Origin of the sequence: Vibrio sp. 10N.222.52.B12, from assembly GCF_002875385.1 — a bacterium.
Lineage (GTDB): Bacteria > Pseudomonadota > Gammaproteobacteria > Enterobacterales > Vibrionaceae > Vibrio > Vibrio jasicida.
The window spans coordinates 72,209-92,224 of record NZ_MDAW01000154.1; the positions used below are offsets into that span (position 1 = coordinate 72,209).

At 48.0% G+C, this 20,016-nt stretch carries 14 protein-coding genes; 9 read left to right on the forward strand and 5 right to left on the reverse strand.

All coding sequences use genetic code 11. The annotated features are described in order from the left end of the window. Positions 1 to 96: 96 nt before the first annotated feature. Both BCT11_RS24300 and fdhF read right to left on the reverse strand, forming a co-directional pair. Complete coding sequence (locus tag BCT11_RS24300; RefSeq protein WP_102389489.1) at positions 97 to 1,032, reverse strand: endonuclease/exonuclease/phosphatase family protein; 936 nt, start codon at positions 1,030 to 1,032, stop codon at positions 97 to 99. Between the two features lie 93 nt (positions 1,033 to 1,125). Continuing rightward, positions 1,126 to 5,364: a formate dehydrogenase subunit alpha gene (gene fdhF / locus BCT11_RS24305; protein WP_102389490.1), complete on the reverse strand. Its 4,239-nt coding sequence runs from the start codon at positions 5,362 to 5,364 to the stop codon at positions 1,126 to 1,128. 315 nt (positions 5,365 to 5,679) lie between these two features. Here fdhF and BCT11_RS24310 point away from each other — a divergent pair, with 315 nt between their 5' ends. The 5 genes from BCT11_RS24310 to BCT11_RS24330 all read left to right on the forward strand — a co-directional run bounded on the left by BCT11_RS24310 (position 5,680) and on the right by BCT11_RS24330 (position 13,368). Next, the gene (locus BCT11_RS24310) at positions 5,680 to 6,102 is read left to right on the forward strand and encodes a hypothetical protein (RefSeq protein WP_054755572.1); all 423 of its coding nucleotides are present in this window, start codon (positions 5,680 to 5,682) and stop codon (positions 6,100 to 6,102) included. Positions 6,103 to 6,237: 135 nt separating this feature from the next. Continuing rightward, complete coding sequence (locus BCT11_RS24315) at positions 6,238 to 7,644, forward strand: TolC family protein (protein WP_102389491.1); 1,407 nt, start codon at positions 6,238 to 6,240, stop codon at positions 7,642 to 7,644. Between the two features lie 164 nt (positions 7,645 to 7,808). Further along, positions 7,809 to 9,527 (forward strand): efflux RND transporter periplasmic adaptor subunit, encoded by a 1,719-nt coding sequence (locus BCT11_RS24320; protein WP_102389492.1) that lies wholly within the window; start codon positions 7,809 to 7,811, stop codon positions 9,525 to 9,527. A gap of 2 nt (positions 9,528 to 9,529) precedes the next feature. Beyond that, on the forward strand, positions 9,530 to 12,739 hold the full coding sequence (locus BCT11_RS24325) for an efflux RND transporter permease subunit (protein WP_102389493.1): 3,210 nt from the start codon (positions 9,530 to 9,532) through the stop codon (positions 12,737 to 12,739). 77 nt (positions 12,740 to 12,816) lie between these two features. Beyond that, complete coding sequence (locus BCT11_RS24330) at positions 12,817 to 13,368, forward strand: cupredoxin family protein (RefSeq protein WP_042605703.1); 552 nt, start codon at positions 12,817 to 12,819, stop codon at positions 13,366 to 13,368. 79 nt (positions 13,369 to 13,447) lie between these two features. Here the strand turns inward: BCT11_RS24330 and BCT11_RS24335 are convergent, their stop codons facing one another. Further along, the gene (locus BCT11_RS24335; RefSeq protein WP_042605704.1) at positions 13,448 to 13,975 is read right to left on the reverse strand and encodes an autotransporter domain-containing protein; all 528 of its coding nucleotides are present in this window, start codon (positions 13,973 to 13,975) and stop codon (positions 13,448 to 13,450) included. A 152-nt stretch (positions 13,976 to 14,127) separates the two neighbouring features. Between BCT11_RS24335 and BCT11_RS24340 the strand changes: the two genes are divergently transcribed. Beyond that, positions 14,128 to 15,036 carry a LysR family transcriptional regulator gene (locus BCT11_RS24340; protein ID WP_039974864.1) on the forward strand — a complete coding sequence of 303 codons (909 nt, stop codon included), beginning with the start codon at positions 14,128 to 14,130 and terminating at the stop codon, positions 15,034 to 15,036. 118 nt (positions 15,037 to 15,154) lie between these two features. Here the strand turns inward: BCT11_RS24340 and BCT11_RS24345 are convergent, their stop codons facing one another. Beyond that, the gene (locus BCT11_RS24345) at positions 15,155 to 15,685 is read right to left on the reverse strand and encodes a hypothetical protein (RefSeq protein WP_042602548.1); all 531 of its coding nucleotides are present in this window, start codon (positions 15,683 to 15,685) and stop codon (positions 15,155 to 15,157) included. A gap of 110 nt (positions 15,686 to 15,795) precedes the next feature. Next, the gene (locus BCT11_RS24350) at positions 15,796 to 17,127 is read right to left on the reverse strand and encodes a ferric reductase-like transmembrane domain-containing protein (protein ID WP_102389494.1); all 1,332 of its coding nucleotides are present in this window, start codon (positions 17,125 to 17,127) and stop codon (positions 15,796 to 15,798) included. A gap of 212 nt (positions 17,128 to 17,339) precedes the next feature. On the opposite strand from BCT11_RS24350, the gene blaCARB reads away from it, so the two are divergent. The 3 genes from blaCARB to BCT11_RS24365 all read left to right on the forward strand — a co-directional run bounded on the left by blaCARB (position 17,340) and on the right by BCT11_RS24365 (position 19,887). Further along, complete coding sequence (gene blaCARB / locus BCT11_RS24355; RefSeq protein ID WP_038865209.1) at positions 17,340 to 18,191, forward strand: CARB/PSE/RTG family carbenicillin-hydrolyzing class A beta-lactamase; 852 nt, start codon at positions 17,340 to 17,342, stop codon at positions 18,189 to 18,191. A gap of 128 nt (positions 18,192 to 18,319) precedes the next feature. Then, on the forward strand, positions 18,320 to 18,835 hold the full coding sequence (locus BCT11_RS24360; protein WP_042602550.1) for a TetR/AcrR family transcriptional regulator: 516 nt from the start codon (positions 18,320 to 18,322) through the stop codon (positions 18,833 to 18,835). After that, positions 18,835 to 19,887, forward strand: coding sequence for an alcohol dehydrogenase family protein (locus BCT11_RS24365; protein ID WP_198593996.1), 1,053 nt, complete (start codon positions 18,835 to 18,837; stop codon positions 19,885 to 19,887). Before BCT11_RS24360 ends, BCT11_RS24365 begins: the two co-directional genes overlap by 1 nt. The last annotated feature ends 129 nt before the right edge of the window (positions 19,888 to 20,016 follow it).

Below are 20,016 nucleotides of genomic sequence, written 5' to 3' on the forward strand. Positions count from 1 at the left end.
TTCCAAAAAAGAAAGAGGAGCATGGTGTATAAAGTAAAGACCGCTTTTGTCAGGGGTGAACCGATTTCGCTCACAATCTTGAGAATGAAACAGGAATTAATTCATAACGTTACCTATCACCGTCGTTACCAAGCGATGATCAGAACCATTTGGATGGCTTGTCGACTTACAAGAACAAATGGTCCTCTCTACGCTTTCCGATTTAAGCCAGAGATGATCAATCCCTATCATGGCGAAAGCAGGAACCGGCAAGTTCTTTACTGATGTTGGCCAACTGGCTACGGGTTGAGTTTGGAAACCAGAAAACAGCCCATTAAACCTCGGGCTTGCAGCAGAAAGATTGAAATCCCCTATCACGATCATTTCTGGTGTTGGGTACAAATCAGTAAGAGTTTCTATGGTTCGAATCAGTGCATTGCGGCGTTGCCATAACGGCTCAGTTCTTGGCGAAGGAGGATGCGCCGTCATCAGGGTAATAGGGTTGTCCACTTGCCATGTTGCTCGAATCACCTCTTGACCATCTGGGGTGTGATAAATCGAAACTGGCTCCAAAGGATAACGGCTCAAAATCATCTGATTTGAAGGGTAACCAACGCCGCGCTGGCCGCCATAATAGAAAGGATAAATATCGTCGAGAAGATGAAGTTTCTCCCCCACTTGAGGCGAGAGCTCTTGCATCACCACCAAATCCGCAGGGTGTTTAAGCAAGTAATTGATGAACTGATTGATGTCCGGATTTTCGTAGAACAGGTTGAATTGGACTATCGTCAGCGGATTTTCGCAGGTTTGGTTGTTTGTGATTTGAGTGGGTAAGAGATACGCAATAGAAGCGAAACCAATCAAGGTCGCGGCAATGGCTTTCGTCCAATGACGGCAACCCAAAAGTACCAAAGCAAAACCTAGGTAGGCGAATAAAAGGAGAGCGGGAATCGAGGTTAGATTCTCCGCCCACCAAATATCATGATATTGCCTTGCCACCAGCCAAATTGAAGCGGGTAAAAACAACACAATCCATTGAATGACTCTTAGCACACGCACGGCTCGTTTAGCGATTACATATCATAAGCTTATATGTAATCGCCCAACTCGCCAGTGCGCTGCTGACCTGTATCTAAACAGATTGGCTTAAATAGAATGAACCGCTTCCGTTGCAGGCTCTGTGAGCAGCGCTTTTTCGCTCACTTCCACTTTAACCGCAGCGACCTTGAACTCAGGGATCTTCGCATGCGGATCAGTCGCCGTTGTCGTTAAACGGTTAACCGGCGACTCAACAAAGTGGAAAGGAATGAACACCACACCTTTTTGAATCCGCTTAGTCACAAAGGCATCAATCTCAATGCTGCCGCGACGTGTAGACACCGTCAAACGCTGACCATTACTGATGCCAAGCGCTTCTGCGTCTTCCACACTCACCATTGCGCGAGGGCCAGCAAGGTTATCCAACCCTTTGGTTTTGCGCGTCATGGTGCCTGTATGGAACTGTTCAAGTACACGACCTGTCGTAAGCACAAGTGGGTACTCTTCATCTGGCAGCTCAGCCGCATAACGGAACGGTACGCCCACCATTTGCCCTTTACCACGAGTAAACTGGGTTTGGTGCATGATGCGAGTACCCGCAGGGTTGTTCTTATTGCTCGGCCATTGGACACCGTTTGGCGTAATTGCATCCCAACGAAGGCCCGCGTATTGAGGTGTCACGCGTGCGATTTCATTAGTGATATCAGACACGCAGTGGTAATCCCAATCACTGCCCATGGCATTGGCGATTTCTTGAATAATCCACCAATCTTCTTTCGCTTCACCCGGTGCCGTGACAACCGGATTCACGCGCTGTACACGACGCTCCGTATTGGTGAAGTGACCCGCTTTCTCTGCAAACGAGCAAGAAGGCAGAACCACATCCGCGTATTGTGCAGTCTCCGTTAGGAAGATGTCTTGAACCACCAAGAAATCGAGTGCTTCTAAACCTTCAATCACATGCGCTTGGTTCGGGTCACTCAACACTGGGTTCTCACCCATGATGTACATACCACGAACGTCACGATGGCAAGCCGCATCAATGATTTCTGTCAAGGTTAGACCTTGCTCAGAAGGCAGATTTGGCGCATTCCATTCAATCGCAAACTTCTGACGCACAATTGGGTTGTATACCTTTTGGTAGCCCGGGAAGCTGTTTGGCAACGCGCCCATATCACACGCACCTTGCACGTTTGATTGACCACGCAATGGGTTGATACCACCACCTTCAATGCCGATGTTGCCACACAGTAATTGCAGGTTAGCGATAGAACGCACGTTGTCATGACCTGTCGTGTGCTGAGTAATCCCCATCGAGTAATACACAGCGGTACGATCTGCCGTGCCAATCATGCGCGCCATTGCTTGAATGTCTTCGGCTTTTACGCCCGTAACCAACTCCACTTTATCGAGATTGTAAGCTGGCGACATCACTTCTTGCAGTAAGGTATCAAAACCGTCGACACGTTCTTCAATGTACTCTTGATCGTACCAACCGTTCTTGATGATCTGCTGCATGACGCCGTTAAGGAGCATCACATCCGTACCCGGACGGTGCGCCATATACAGCTCAGCATGCTCTGCCATATCGACACGTTTCGGGTCAGCCACAATCAAGCGAGCACCGTGGTGACGAATTGCTTGTTTGATGTGTGAAGCGATGATCGGGTGTGCCGATGTGGTATCCGAACCGATAATAAAGATCACATCCGAGTGCTTAATGCTTGGAATGTCATTGGTCATTGCACCACTACCCAGTGACGCCTCAAGACCGGTTACACTCGATGCGTGACACAAGCGCGCACAGTGATCGACGTTGTTAGTGCCTAGTTCACGACGGACAAATTTTTGGAACGCATAGTTGTCTTCGTTGGTGGTTTTCGCTGAAGAGAAACCCGCCAATGCGTTGCTGCCAAAATCTTGCTTGATGCCAGAGAACTTGCTCGCAATCAGTTGAATCGCCTCTTCCCAACTTGCAGGCTGCAACCAACCGTCTTTACGAATCAATGGCGTGGTAAGACGCTCTTCACTGCCAATGAAGTCAAAACCAAAGCGCCCTTTCACACACAGCATGCCTTGGTTAACCGGCGAGTCACCGCCTTTAACGTAACGAATCGTATTGGTTGCTTCGTCCACGAACATAGTCAACTTACAACCCACACCACAGTATGTACAAATGGTGTCGACCGCTTTCAGATCTTCAGTACGACCTTGCGAACGGTCACGACTATCGACCATCGCACCTGTTGGACACACTTGAACACACGCGCCACATTGCACGCAGTTCGAATCGCCCATTAGGGTTAAGCCATTCTTATTACTTCCAAAGTGTGGACGATCGTCAGGACGTAATGCCGGACGACCTTGTTTATCGCACACGAAGTTCAGTACACCGTGCACGGCTTTGTCGCGACACGCTTGGATACACTGACCACAGCTAATACAGCGGTTTGCATCAAACTCAATAAATTCCGAGCTGCGGTCAACTTCGTACTTATGACGCAAGTCTTTCGCACGAAGATCTAACCAATCTTGATGCGATTTAATCTGCAAAGAGAAATCAAAGCTTTGCTCAGCTTCATATTCGGTGGAGTAATCACGCAGCGCACAATCGGTATTTGCCTGACAGCCACATTCTAGGCAGCGCGCCGCTTCCTTCATCGCTTCTTCATTATCAAAACCCAACTCCACTTCAGCAAAGCTTTGCTCGCGTTGTGCAGGAGTCAGCTCAGGCATGATAGAGCGAGCGACTTTCTGGATGTTCTCGAAGTGAAGCGGATCAACTTGAGAGAGTTTCTTCTCTTTGCGCGAGTTGAACGCTGCCTTTGGCATATCGGCCATATCGCCATTCAAAAACAGATCAATGGCTTTTGCCGCAACGCGGCCATCTCCCACCGCTTCAACTGCCGTTGCTGGACCACGGCGGAAATCACCAATACTGAAGATGTTGCCCGTGCCGGTGTGCATGGTCTTTTCATCTGCATCGGAGGTGTTCCAGCGCGTAAGTGGAATCGACAAATCTTCACCATCGAGGAAGCTCAGGTCTGGCTTTTGCGATACTGCCGCAATCACGGTGTCGAACTCTTCGGTAAAGAACTCGCCAGTTGGTTTAGGGCTGCGACGACCAGATGCATCCGGCTCACCCAACGCCATGCGCTCTAGACGAATCGCATTCACGCGTCCGGTTTCATCGGCAAGGTTTTCTGCAGGGTTGGTCAAGAAGTGGAATTTCACCCCTTCGTGTTCCGCTTCGACAATCTCGTAGTCTTCTGCCGGCATTTCGTCACGAGTACGACGATAAATCAACGTGGTGTCTGCACCAGCACGACGCGCAGTACGAGCACAGTCAATTGCTGTATTACCACCACCGATCACCGCGACTTTCTGGCCCGTTACATAGTTTTGCTCAGTAACGTAATCTTTTAGGTAATCAACGCCTAAGTAGCAACCTTCAAGGTCGCTGCCTGTGTAATGCATTTCGACCGCTTGAGACGCGCCGACCGCCAAACACACCGCGTCGTATTCTTCACTCAATTGAGAAAGCGTGAAATCCACACCCAGCTTTTGATTGGTGTGAACTTGCATGCCATTGCGGCACATCAGTTCGATTTCTTTATCGAGAATGTCTTTTGGTAAACGGTATTCTGGGATGCCATAACGCAACCAACCGCCCGCTTTTGGCATGGATTCAAAGACCGTAACGTCATAGCCTTCATTCGATAAGTAGTAGCCAGCCGTTAGACCACCAGGGCCACTGCCGACGACGGCAATGTTCAAACCTTTGCTTGGTTTCTTTTCTGGTACGTAGGCTTCATGCACAGACAAATCCGCATCCGCGGCATGACGTTTAAGCTGACGAATTGCAATAGGTTCATCGACTAACGAACGGCGACATTCGCTCTCACAAAATGCTGGGCATACGCGGCCAATCGATAACGGCATAGGAAGCGTACGCTTAATCACTTCAATCGCTTTTTGATGATCGTTCTGTGCGATGTGATAAAGGTACGATTGGATATCCACGCCCGCAGGACACGCGGTTTTACATGGCGCTTCACAATCGGCGTAATGGTCCGTCATGATGCGGTTGAGTGCTTTTCTGCGGTGCTCGCTTAATTGTTCTGATTGCGTGACCACATTAAGGCCGCGGTAAACTTCGAGTTCACACGCACGCTTAGTACCGCCACTTTCGACTTCAACTACACACAAGTCACACGGTACTTTCTCATTACTTTTGTTCATTCCGCACAGCGATGGGATCTCGACCCCACACACTTTTGCTGCTTCTAAAAGGGTTAGACCCTCTTCTACAATTCTATATTTTCCATCGATGACAATTTCTATCATGCAACCCCCGCAGCAAAGCAAATCCAAATCTGCACAAGTAAAACCATGCATTCTATAAGGATAATCATTTGTAAGACAAGTTAGTGTGATGTAAAACTTATAAACCACATTTTTCACGTGTCATAAAAAGCGAGGGCTTCTTTCGCTAACTTTCAACACTCGGTGTTTAACAAACGTTTTACTCCCTCGAAAGTGCGAAAACTGAAGGGTTGGCCTATTTTGATAATAAGAGTAATAAATGATTGACCTTACCCTTAGGTTAACCTTTAGAATCGAAGGGTTTTCATCATTTTCATCAAACACATGGGAAAGGGTATGCACTTAAAATCGCTGCATACAATCTGGTTAACTCTCTTCACGACGCTAGTGCTATTGGTATCTAGTGTGGCGAACAGTGAGCCGTTGATGAATATTCAAATGATGTCTACTGGCATGGCTCACCATCCTTCTATGATGAGTGACAGCGAACACTGCGGTATGCCTGGCATGATGGACGTCTACATGACTGACGCTTCTATGTCCGAAGATGGCGATGCAAGAGAAACCAGCATGAACTGTGGTGGAGGCTCCGGCATGGTTCATACCTGCTGTACTGCCGCGTGTACGATAGTTTTCGTCCCCCTACCGAATCCTAACAATAGCCCAATGCCCGTCGTCTATCGCGCAACCATTACTCCTGAAGTTGCTTCCCCAGTCGTACACGTCAGCCGCGACCTGTACCGACCTCCTATAGCCTAAATCCGTCCTAGCATTCGACCCTGCGCGTGTATCGCAGGTTGTTTTAATGCGCCTGAACGATGAGGTAACAAGGCTTTACTGTTCCCGCAATAAAATCCGCACCTCCATCGATCCGGCGAACACTGGATTTAGATTATGGATATCAAACCATACCGCTTAGCTGCACCTATTTTTATGGTGGCTCTGGTCGCTGCGCCAACCTTGGTTAACGCCGCAGGTAAAGAGACGCACGCAGCGCAAAATTCCGCATCAAGTGAGCGAGCTTCAACGACCAAGCTTGCCCAACTGATCAACGTCGCTTTGAGTAACGATGGCAATCGTAAGCAATACTCAGCGCAATCTGCTGCCATGCGTGAAACGGGCGTCGCGAGTGCGACCTTGATGGACCCAAAACTGAAAGTGGGTTTTGGTGGCTTGCCTGTCGACAGCTTCAAATTCGATGAAGACCCAATGACCAACATCTCCGTTGGTTTAATGCAACAATTTGAGCGTGGCTCGACGCTTGATTTACAGCAGAAGAAAGCCAATCAAAAAGCCGACGGCCTTGGGCTTCAAGTGCATGCTCGTGAGCTTGAGGTCGCTAACAGCATGACTCAACTTTGGTTAGAGCTTGGTTACCAGCAACGCGCTGAACAAATCATGCTTGAGAATCGCAAGTTGATGAAGGAGATGGAAAGCTTTATTCAAACCAACTATTCGATTGGTAAGAGTGAAGCGCAAGACCTTCTCAACGCCCAGCTTCAAGTCAGCAAGTTGGATGAGAAACTGCAAGCCAACGCACAAATGCAACGTCGTCTTATCTCTCAACTCTCCGAATGGTTGGGGTCAGATTGGTTGGGGTCAGATTGGTTGGCAAACGAACAGGCTCTGCACGCGAGCAATCAATTGAACTGGGATACTCTGAACAGCAAACTTGCTGCTAATCAGGGTTCCACCAAGCATTACCAGCAACTCAGCCAACACCCGATGGTTAAGATGGCTGACGTTAGCATTTCTGCCAATAAAACTCAGGTGGAAATTGCTGAGCAAGCCTACAACCCGCAGTTTGGCGTCGAAGTAATGTACGCCTACCGCCAAGCCGACAACATGATGGGTGAACCCGCCTCCGATTTGGTCAGCGCTTACCTCACCATGGACATTCCGCTGTTCACAGGTGACCGCCAAGATCGCAATCTCGCGGCCGCTCAATACCAAGTTGGCGCGGCACAATCACAAAAGGACACCTTACTAACGCAGATGAATGCCAAGGTGAACACTTTGCTGGTTGATCGCGGCAACTTAACCCAGCGTTTAGAACGTTATCAATCCACCTTATTGCCTCAAGCGAAAGCGCGCATTCAAGCCGTTGAGCGGGGTTATCAAAACAACACAGCGCAGTTTAACGATGTAATTTCTGCCACCACAGACGAATTGGCTCTGCAATTAGAGCAACAACGTCTGTTGACCGATCTCAACATCGCAAACAGCAATTTAGCCACCCTACTCGGTGGTTTCGACTACCAAGTGGCTTCTCCAGAAGCTCGCTCTATTTCGGCATATTAATTTGTGATTCCCCAAGACAGTTGGGGCTCCAGCTAGGCGGCAAACGAGAGAATCCCATGAGTACTTTCCCTAACAAACTAAGGGATCTTCTATGTGACTTGGGTGAACGAGAGCAGGCAACAACGCTGTAGCGTCAAATGTGAAGGGGAAAATAAGGTAAAACAATGAAAACATTAAAAATTGCAACCATCGCGCTGATTGTTGGTGGTGCTTTAGGGTTTGGTGCTAATCATTTTCTTACGGGCTCGGCTCACGACATGAGTGCGATGGGTGGCGATTCTGGTGCAAGCTCTAATGATCCACTTTACTGGGTTGCCCCAATGGATCCGAATTACAAACGTGACAAGCCGGGTAAATCCCCGATGGGCATGGATTTGATTCCGGTTTACGCAGAAGACCTATCCGGTGAACAAGACGCACCGGGTACAGTGACTATTGACCCTTCAGTAGAAAACAACCTCGGGGTTAAAACCGCAAACGCGACACTACAACAGCTATCACCACGCATCGAAACGGTTGGTTATATTGCCTTTGATGAAAGTCTGTTATGGCAAACCAACGTTCGTGTGGCGGGTTGGGTAGAGAAGCTTTACATCAATGCTGTGGGTGAGAAAGTGAAGAAAGGCGATGTGCTTTTCACGCTCTACTCTCCAGAACTGGTTAAAGCACAAGAAGAATTACTGAATGCTTACCGCACTGGCCGCAAAGGTCTTGTAAAAGGGGCGACCGAACGCTTGGTAACACTTGGTGTTGACCGTGCTCAAATCAAATCCATTACTCGTCGTGGTAAAGCGTCACAAACAATTGAAATCAAAGCGCCTGCTGATGGCGTTATCGCGAGCTTAAACGTGCGTGAAGGTGGCTATTTGTCTCCTGCTCAGGCGGTGATCAGTGCGGGTCCTTTGGATAATGTTTGGGTTGATGCGGAAGTCTTTGAGCGTCAAGCACACTGGATGAAAGCGGGCTCTCAAGCCACAATGACCCTTGACGCGATTCCGGGCAATGAATGGCAAGGTGTTGTCGATTACGTGTACCCAATCCTCGATCCGAAAACACGTACGTTGCGTGTGCGTCTTAAATTCCCTAATCCAGATGGCGCATTGAAGCCAAACATGTTCGCCAATATTGCCCTGCAACCTGTCACTGACGACGCAGTATTAACGATTCCTAAATCATCTGTTATCCGCTCTGGCGGTATGACTCGCGTTGTTCTGGCGGAAGGCGACGGCAAATATCGCTCAGCTCGAATTGAAGTTGGCCGTGAAGCTGGCGAACAAATCGAAGTATTACAAGGACTTAAACAAGGCGACAAGATCGTTACGTCATCTCACTTCATGCTCGACTCTGAATCAAGCCAGTCGGCGGATCTATCTCGCATCAATGGTGTAGAAGCAGCGGCAGAAACGGCATGGGCTAAAGGTGAGATCACAGACGTAATGAAAGATCACCGCATGCTGACCATCAACCACCAACCTGTACCAGAATGGGATTGGCCGGGCATGGTAATGAACTTCACTTTTGCAGATGGCGTTGAGATGGGTGACTTGAAAAAAGGTCAGGCTATCGAATTTGAAATGCAAAAGACAGATTCCGGTCAGTACCAAATCGTTGACTATAAGGCAGACAACAGCGTCATTGCAGCAGAAGTTTGGCTAACTGGTGACATCACGATGCTGATGGCTGATTTTGGCATGATCACCTTAAACCACTTACCGGTTGCAGAATGGAACTGGGATGCAGGTGAGATGAACTTCTCTGTGGGTGAAGACGTTGATCTATCGGGTTTTGAAGAAGGACAGAAAGTTCGGTTTCTAGTTGAAAAACAAGGATCTGACTACGTTCTTAAACAGCTAGTTCCTGCAACAACAGCCGTCGAGGGTTAATTATGATCAATGCTATTATTCGTTGGTCACTGAGCAACCGATTCCTAGTGTTGGTCGCGACCTTAGCCCTTATATTAGGCGGACTTTACAGTGTAAAGAATACGCCTGTTGATGCGATTCCGGATCTTTCTGATGTGCAAGTGATCATCAAGACAAGCTATCCGGGTCAAGCTCCTCAAGTCGTTGAGGATCAAGTTACTTACCCACTCACCACCGCCATGCTTGCCGTGCCGGGTGCTGAGACAGTTCGTGGCTACTCCATTTTTGGTGACTCTTACGTTTATATCATTTTCAACGATGATACCGACATGTACTGGGCACGTTCACGCGTGTTGGAGTACTTGAGCCAAGTAGCACCAAAGCTGCCACCGAACGCAAAACCAACCCTAGGTCCTGATGCAACGGGCGTGGGCTGGGTTTACAGCTACGTATTACAAGACAAAACTGGCAAGCATGATTTGGCGGATCTTCGCAGCCTGCAAGACTGGTTCTTGAAGTACGAATTGCAAACCGTAGATGGCGTTTCTGAAGTCGCGACCGTGGGCGGTATGGTGAAGCAGTATCAAGTGCAGATTGATCCTGCCAAACTGCGTGCTTACAACCTCACTTTGCAACAAGTGAACATGGCAATCCAAAACGGCAACCAAGAAACCGGCGCGTCCGTTATCGAAGTGGCCGAAGCCGAACACATGGTTCGTACCACGGGTTACCTAACCAGCATTGAAGACATTAAGTCACTGCCTCTAAAAGTCACCGAGAAAGGCACGCCGTTGCTATTAGGAGACATCGCAGACATTAACCTTGGCCCACAAATGCGCCGTGGTATCTCAGAGCTGAATGGCGAAGGTGAAGCGGTCGGTGGCGTTATAGTGATGCGCTTTGGTGAAAACGCCAGTGAAGTGATTGCGAAAGTCAAAGACAAACTCGCCGACCTACAACGCAGCTTACCAGAAGGCGTGGAAATTGTTGCAACCTACGATCGCTCTACCCTTATCGATTCAGCGGTAGAAAACCTATGGAAGAAGCTTGCAGAAGAGTTCATCGTCGTTGCGATTGTGTGTGCGTTGTTCCTGTTCCACATTCGTTCTTCGTTGGTTATTGCTCTGAGCCTACCGGTCGGTATTCTTAGTGCGTTTATCGTAATGCATTGGCAAGGCATCAACGCCAACATCATGTCTTTGGGTGGTATTGCGATTGCCATCGGTGCCATGGTGGATGGTGCAATCGTGATGATTGAAAACGTTCACAAGCACATTGAACGAACGCCATTGACCGACAAGAACCGCTGGCAAGTAATCGGCAAAGCCGCAGATGAGGTCGGCGCACCGCTGTTCTTCTCGTTGTTGATCATTACTCTTAGCTTCGTACCAGTGTTTGCCTTAGAAGGCCAAGAAGGCAAGATGTTCTCGCCGCTTGCATTCACTAAGACGTACGCCATGGCAGCTGCGGCAGGTTTGGCAATCACACTCGTGCCTGTTCTTATGGGCTACTTTATTCGCGGTAAGGTGTTACCAGAACACAAAAACCCAGTTAACCGTGGCTTGGTCGCGTTGTACCGTCCGTTGTTGAACACTAGCTTAAAATACCCTAAGACCATGATTATTATCGCATTAGGTCTGATGGCATCGGCTTACTACCCAACTAGTAAACTGGGTAGCGAGTTCATCCCGCCGCTGGATGAAGGCGACTTGATGTACATGCCAACGACCTATCCGGGCATCTCGATTGGTAAAGCACGCGAGCTTCTACAACAAACCAACAAGCTGATCAAAACCGTTCCAGAAGTGAAAACCGTATGGGGCAAGATTGGCCGAGCAGAGACCGCAACCGATCCAGCGCCACTCACCATGATTGAAACCGTGATTCAGTTGAAGCCACGCGATCAATGGCGTGAAGGGGTAACAACCGAGTCACTACGCAAAGAGTTCGACAATCTGGTTCAGTTCCCTGGTCTTACTAATGCTTGGGTAATGCCGATCAAAACGCGTATCGACATGCTGGCAACGGGCATCAAAACCCCTATCGGCATTAAAATCGCGGGTCCTGATCTGAAAGTGATTGAGAAGATCGGTTCCCAGCTGGAGCCAATTCTTAATGGCGTACAAGGTACAGCATCGGTTTATGCGGAACGTGTAGCAGGTGGTCGTTATGTCACGATCGACATTAAACGTCGTGCGGCAGCGCGTTACGGCTTGAGCATCAAAGACGTTCAGCAAGTGATCTCCACTGCGGTGGGCGGTATGAATGTGGGTGAAACCATTGAAGGCTTAGAGCGTTACCCAATCAACGTTCGTTACCCACAAGACTACCGCGACTCAGTGGTTAAACTGCAAAACCTGCCGTTAGTGACACCAAATGGTGCTCGTATTGCGCTGGCTGATGTAGCGGACATTCGTTACGAAGACGGTCCTCCGATGATCAAGACGGAAAACGCGCGTCCAAACGGTTGGGTGTTTGTCGACATCGATGGTCGTGACCTTGGCTCTTACGTCGTGGAAGCACAGCAAGTCGTGGCCGATCAATTGGAACTTCCTGCGGGTTACTCCCTGGCTTGGTCTGGTCAATACGAATACATGGAACGTGCGAAAGACCGCTTGAGCGTCGTGGTACCAATCACCATCGCCATCATTATGCTGCTGCTTTACTTCAGCTTCCGTCGCGTTGGCGAAGTGATGATCATCATGCTTACCCTACCACTCGCTATGGTCGGTGGTTTGTGGCTTATGCATATCCTCAACTACAACTTCTCAATTGCCGTTGGGGTCGGCTTTATTGCCCTAGCAGGCGTCGCGGTTGAAATTGGGGTCATCATGCTCGTCTACCTCAACCAAGCATGGCACTACAAAAAGCTGGATGCGGAAGAGAGCCAACAGAGGCTTGAAGCGAAAGACCTAACTGATGCCATTCGTGAAGGTGCAGGCCTGCGTGTTCGCCCAGTAATGATGACGGTACTGACGGTCATTATTGGTCTGATTCCGATCATGTACGGCGAAGGGACAGGGTCAGAAGTGATGCAACGTATCGCCGCACCAATGATTGGTGGTATGGCATCGGCACTGCTGCTGACGCTGTTGGTACTTCCAGCCATCTTCAAGCTGTGGAAACAACGCGAGTTGCGCTCAGGCAACTCAACTCCTAGTCAAACAAACACGCAAGCTGGCAACCAAATCGAAAACGCCGACAGCACAGATCGCACTGGTAACAAGGCTTAATCCCTACCTTCCCCTCAAACATGCGGTTTTGAGGGGAAGCAACCAAGTTATTAATGAATTAAAACAAGGATATAAAAATGAAAAAGACACTAATTACTCTTGCTCTAGCCCTAACAACAACGACTGCGTTTGCCCAAATGGATCATTCAAACATGGATCATAGCAACATGAAGCATGAAAATATGGACCACAGCAGCATGAAGATGGACCACAGTAAAATGGACCATTCAAACATGATGGATATGCCGGGCATGTCGGCAGTAGGTATGCCAGCAAAAGGCGCAAAGCCAGACAAGGTGGTACACGTTATCTTGGGTGATGACATGACCATCAAGTTCAAGAAAGACGTTAAGATTGAGCCAAACGATGTGGTGCAGTTTGTAGTCATGAACACCGGTAAGATCAACCACGAGTTTACGATTGGTTCGGCTAAAGAGCAGCTAGAACATCGCGAAATGATGAAGACAATGAGTGGCGATCACATGCACGACTCGGGCAACTCTGTAACGGTAGAACCGGGTAAAGCGAAGCAGTTATTGTGGCATTTCCACGGTGACAACAACGTTGAGTTCGCGTGCAACATTCCAGGGCATGCAGAGGCGGGCATGACGAAGAACATTACGCTGTAAATCGTACTTGCACATCAAAAAGGAGCTGACATTTCAGCTCCTTTTTTCTCTGAATCCATGCTTACGCAGTGGCATCAGCTCAGAAGTTATAGGCTGCCATGACTCGAACCGCCATCTCATCTTCCTCCGATAAGCTGATGTCCTCGTCAATTTTGTAGCCTTCAACAATAAGTCCAACGCTGGCAATATCGACTTTAACACCTAAGGTTGGTTCAACGTTGTTTTGGCTGTCTGTGTCGACATACTCACCCGTCTCTTCTTCAAAATACTCAATCTCGACATTGTTGTAATTCAACCCGATACGCGGCGTTATCGCCAACACGTCATTCACGCGAATTTCGTAGCCCAATGCCGTATGTAATCCCCAAACTTGCTTCTCTGCCCAATGCGTGCCGAAGTGCTCTTGCTCACCACTGTCTATCGGTGCGTTGAAGCCAAGTGACCAATTGATATTGGGTAACACTTCTGCGCCCATCTCTGCACTCAAGACCTCATGCTTATCCAAAAACGTCACGCCACCCGCGATAAAGGGTTCTCTCTCTTCTGCAAATACTGGAGCACTTAGCAAAAGCACCAAAATGAATAAGCCAACCAGATCTTTAAGCATGACACCTCCGAGCTATGAATACGTCGATTTACCACTCTCAGAATACGTGGATTACGTGCGCATTTTTGACGGTTAAGAGACTCAAATTTGAACCTTAAATCAACACACAATGTCGTATTAATCGATGTGTTTTTTTTATTTAAAGGGCTCTTGTGAAACACTCTATCGACCTCAATCTATACCGCTTTTTGCATTTGATCTTTGAACAAAAATCGATGCCTAAAGTGTGTCATACACTCGATATCAGTCGAGCAACATTTAATCGCCAATTAGCCGATTGCCGAGTGTTGTTTGGAAATGAGTTGTTTATCGCCAGTAAGGGGCTTTACCAACCTACGTTGTTTTGCAGCCAACTGATGAGTCTTATTGAAGAACCCCTTGAACAGCTAGAGTCAGCACAGACTCAAATCAATGTACTTGAAGCCGCCTCTCAACCAACGCAATTTCGTTTCTTCGTCCCTAATCCTCTTAGTGCTCTTCTAACCACTCCTTTACTAGAGTTGCTTGAGCAACATGAAAATGTTGACGATTTTTCTATGGTTGACTGGAATTTAGACGGTATTGAGTTTCCCAAAGCAGGGTCACTTGCAGTTGGGATTTCAGGTTACCCTTCGGTGATGAATGAGCGTGTGGTAGAAAGAAAAATTGGCGAACTTGGCCTGTATCTCTATACCTCAAAGAGCAATCCACTCTGGCAAGCAGAACAAATTGATATTCTGCGCTTACAAAGTGAAAAGTTAGTACGAGTATCCATGGGCGCGCTCGATGATGCAATTTACTATGAGAGAGTGAAACGTCAGTTGGGTTTCGCGCTAACCAAACGCCTCACCGTCCCCTCTGTTCATGCAGCGTTAGACTGGCTAACTAAAACCGATTACGTGATGATTTGCTTTACTTTGCCTGACTCAGTGTTACCACAAAACATCAAAAAGATTCCGTTGATTCAAAACAATCAACAGATGTATTTCGATATTGGTTTGCAATTTCACCGTGGCTATTATCAACACCCAACGATAGTGAAATTAGAAAAGCACCTATCCGATATTCTCAACGATTTGTAACTTCAATGGTCATTACTGGCATACTGGACATACAAAAAAGCCGCCCAGTACAGGCGGCAAACAAGCAGTGTGTGCAGTAAAAATAAAACGACAAAAATATAAAGGTCGATGAAAAACGTTAGAAGTTGAAGCTCAACGTAGCGCGAACCACATCTTCTTCAAATTCTTTACCATTGATCGGGTTAACCGCTGAGTCGTTGATCTTACCGTAATCAACTGTTAGACCAACCATGCGCCAGTTAACCGTACCGCCAACAGAAGCGTACACGCTATCAATGTTCATGCTCTGGCCTGAGTGGGTGCCGCTATTGATATCAACGTCCGCATTAAAGTAGTTGATACCAAGCTTAGGAATGATATCGAACTCAGCAATTTCAAAGCGGTAACCAATGTTCGCGTACATACCCCAAGCGTCTTGATCGTTCTTTACGGGCATATCAATTGCGTCAGAACCAACAAAAATACCACCACCAGTGACGATGTTGTTGCCCACATCACGGCTGTAACCCAAGGTGTACATTTCGTGGTCGCCAACGAAGGTCGCACCCGCTTCAATTGAATTGTTGCGGCCTTCTGCCAATGCGTGGCTAGAAGCGGTCACTGTTGCCAATGTTGTCAGCGCTAGAATGCGTTTTGATGTGATAGTCATCTTTACTCTCTCGGTTTGGATTTGCTTATTACCCTACCCATTTCTGAATATCGAAATTGAGGCTTAAAAAGCTCACCGCTGAGCTAACTCATGACTAACAATCTTGACACTCAGCGCATAATAAATAGCTCTTCGTGATAACTCTGCTCAATATTAAATTGATGCGCATCCAGCTCTTTTTTCAGTGTTTTTGAGAACGCTTCTGGTCCACAGAAATACATTTCATACTTGTTCAAATCACCACACTGAGCCGCAATACGTTCAGCATTCAAACGTGGCGATTTCATGGTATCTATCACATGCAGTTTGACGCTTGCTTGGTGCGCTAAGTGCCACAGTTCATCGACCAACTGACCGTCGATACCGCGACTGCAGTAAAACAAATGAACGTCGCTAGTTTGCGCTTGCACTTTCAATGCTTCCAAAGCGGCAAAGAAAGAAGCAATCCCTACCCCACCAGCAATCCAGATTTGAGGTTTCTCTAAATCAAATTCCAAACGTCCGTAGGGCCCTTCTACCATTACAGCATCGTCCGCTTTTACGCGCTCATACAAGCCGGTAGTAAAATCGCCGAGCTCTTTGATTAGGAAACGTAATTCATCACTTTCACTGCTAGAGACGATGGTGAACGGATGGGCATCTTCATCACCAAAACGTAAGTAAGCAAATTGCCCCGCTTTGTGCCCTTGCCAAGACCCATTTGGTTTGACGACCAATTCCATCACTTCAGCTAGAGGGAAATAACGTGTCGACGCCACAACCGCAGAATGTTTATTACGGCGACCAACAAAGCCAAACAAACTGTAAAGTGCGGCAACCGAACCGACGACTGCAAAACCAACAGTAAGATAGTAAACAGGCTCGCCCCAATACGCGCGTTTGAGCAGCAGTACGGAGTGAATCGCGATCAGCAAATACGCCACCGACATAAAGCGGTGCGATAGTTTAAAGGGTTTGTACTTCACTGCGCCCCATAGAGAAACCACCAGCAAAACCAACAGCATGTAGAAGCCCCACTCACCCATGCCTTGAGCAAGGTCGCGCAGACCATGAATCCAAGCTTCGATTCCAGAGAGGTTACCCTCCGGCCCTGCACCTGTGTGTTTCTCTGGTCTTGCTAGTACGCCAGACATGACTAGCCACTTCGGCACTTGATACCAAAGCCAGTGCGCAAGACCTAATGCAACGCCACCAATGCCGAGCCATTTGTGCACTCGATACGCTTTGTCCATGCCGTGTAGCCAGTTTTCAACCACAGGAAGACGCATTGCCAACACCATGGTGATAGACATCAGCATCAAAGACAGAATGCCTGAATATTGGATCATGGCAGATCGCCATTCAAAGACATTGGTAGAAGAGAAAAGCTGCGGTTCCATCGCAAACCATAATACGGACATCGCGGCGATCATTGCCCAGATGAGATTGCGGAATGTTTTCATGATTGGTTACTCGGTTAATCGACAACTTTACTTTAGCGCTTCACATGTAAAGCAACGTCAATAAGAGTAAAAGCGGGTAAAGCTCGACATATGCAAGGATTCCTACAGAAAAAAGACAATAATCTAACAGTCATTAGAGTATTCACTCGTTATAGTTCCGGCTAAATTCGCCAAGATGCGAACTGGAATAAATAACACTAAGAAAATCAATAATGAAAAAGCTATTTCTGCTACTCGGATTGTTAGTCTGTTCGAGTGCAACATACGCCGCCAAACTGAACGAAGACATCTCTGCCATCGAACAACACATCGCGGGTCGAATCGGTGTGGCGATTTGGGATACACAAAGTAACGAGCATTGGGATTACCGAGGCGATGAACGCTTCCCGATGATGAGTACCTTCAAAACTCTTGCCTGTGCCACAATGCTGAATCAAATGGACACCGGAAAGCTAGATAAAAACGCCACTGCGAAAGTCGAAGAACGTAACATGGTGGTATGGTCACCTGTCATGGATCGTATGGCAGGTCAAACCACCCGCATCGAACACGCGTGTGAAGCAGCGATGCTCATGAGTGACAACACCGCAGCAAATATCGTATTACGCAGCATTGGTGGTCCACGAGGGGTCACGCTCTTTTTACGCTCTCTTGGCGACAAAGCGACGAGGTTGGACCGTTTTGAGCCAAGACTGAATGAAGCCAAACCAGGCGATAAGCAAGACACCACAACACCTAACGCCATGGTAAACACTCTGCACACTCTGCTAGAAGGCGATGCGCTATCTTACGAATCTCGCATCCAACTTAAAATTTGGATGCAGGATAATAAGGTTTCGGATCCACTTATTCGTTCAGTCCTACCGAAAGGTTGGTCGATTGCCGACCGCTCTGGCGCTGGCGGTTTTGGCTCTAGGGGCGTGACAGCGATGATTTGGAAAGAGAATCATAAGCCGATTTATGTCAGCATCTATATCACAGAGACAGACTTGTCATTGCAAGCAAGAAACCAAGTGATTGCTCAGATCAGTCAATTGATTGTCGACCAATACCAAACTTATTAGATCTAACTCAATGATTTTAAACGGAGCCTTTGCGCTCCGTTTTTTTATTTCTCGATTTACATTGACACAAGTAGAACGATCGCTCTACCCTAAAAGTAGAACAATCATTCTACTCATGAGAAGACGCTATGTTGAAAGAACAGATCGCTGCCAGTTTAGAGCAAGCTTTTAGCGAGCTTGGATTTGCCGAGCCTAGTGTGGCACAGCTCAAGACTGCCTGTGGCGTTAGCCTACGCACCTTGTACAAGCATTACCCATCTAAGGAAGACATGATCGTGGCCGCGTTAGAACACCGCCACCAGCGCTACTTAAACTTCCTGCTGGATAACTCGCCACAAGCCGGGCTAGAAGCGACTCAACACGTATTCAACAAGCTCAAACAATGGATGGAAGACTACGCACCGCATGGTTGCATGTCGATGAACGCGATTGCGGCATTTCCCGAGCACGACGTCATCAACCAAACCGTGAAAGCGCACAAAGAAGACGTTCGACAATTTTTGGGTAAACAGAGCCTTCGCCAAGACCTCGCCACGCAGCTGTTCTTATTGCACGAAGGCGTCTCCAGCGCTTGGCCAGTACTGGGTAACGAGGCTCTGAACTCTGCGCAACAAGCTGTTTTAAGATTGCTAAAGGAAGATTAATCATGACAACGCTACCAACCACAATGAAAGGTGTTCTATTGACCGGTCACGGCGGACCAGAAATGTTGGAATACCGCCAAGATATTCCTGTCCCAACACCAAAAGAGAATGAAGTGCTGATTCGTGTATCCGCAGCAGGCGTGAACAATACCGATATCAATACGCGTATCGGCTGGTATTCAAAAGGCGACAGCGATAGCGAGGATGCAAGTTGGAGCGGCAATGCATTGGTTCTCCCACGCATTCAAGGCGCTGACGTCTGTGGCGAGATTGTTGCCGTTGGCGGTATGGTAGATGAACGTCGCATCGGTGAACGCGTTCTGATTGAGCCTTGCCTAAGCGATGTAAACGGGGAAACCATTAATCCACCTTGGTACTTTGGCTCAGAATGCGACGGTGGATTTGCTGAATACACCGTGGTCTCAGCTAAGCACGCCTACCAGCTAAAGACGGATTTGACTGACGCTGAACTTGCTTCTTTCCCATGTTCGTATTCAACGGCAGAAAACATGCTCACTCGCTCTCGTGTTACCAAAGGAGATCGAGTCCTGATTTCTGGTGCTTCCGGCGGTGTGGGCTCTGCGGCGATTCAACTCGCCAAAGCGCGCGGTGCTACTGTTATTGCCATCACAAGCCCAAGCAAAAATGAACAAGTGCTGGAACTGGGCGCAGGTGAAGTCGTGCCACGTAATGCAAATCTTGTTGAAGCGCTTGGCAATAACAGCGTCGATGTGGTGATTGATTTGGTTGCTGGCGACCAGTGGCCACAGTTTCTTGAAGTCTTGCGCCCGAAAGGTCGTTACGCGGTATCAGGTGCCATTGGCGGTGCGATGGTTGAGCTAGACGTTCGCACTCTGTATCTCAAAGATCTCAGCTTCTTTGGTTGTACCGTCCTTGAGCCTGAAGTGTTTGGAAACTTGGTTCATCATATTGAACAAGGCAACATCAAACCATTAGTCGCACAGACATTCCCACTGGAAGACATCAACCAAGCGCAAGCGGCATTCCAAGAGAAGGGACACGTAGGCAAGATGGTCCTTACAGTGAAGTAATACCTATCTCTACACTGACAGGTCACAAAAATGTATGGTCCGCCTCGTTATTGCAACTACAATTAAGTAATAACGGAGTTGGTTTGCGCTAATGTATTCGGAGTCCACGTTGGGAACATTAACTTCCCC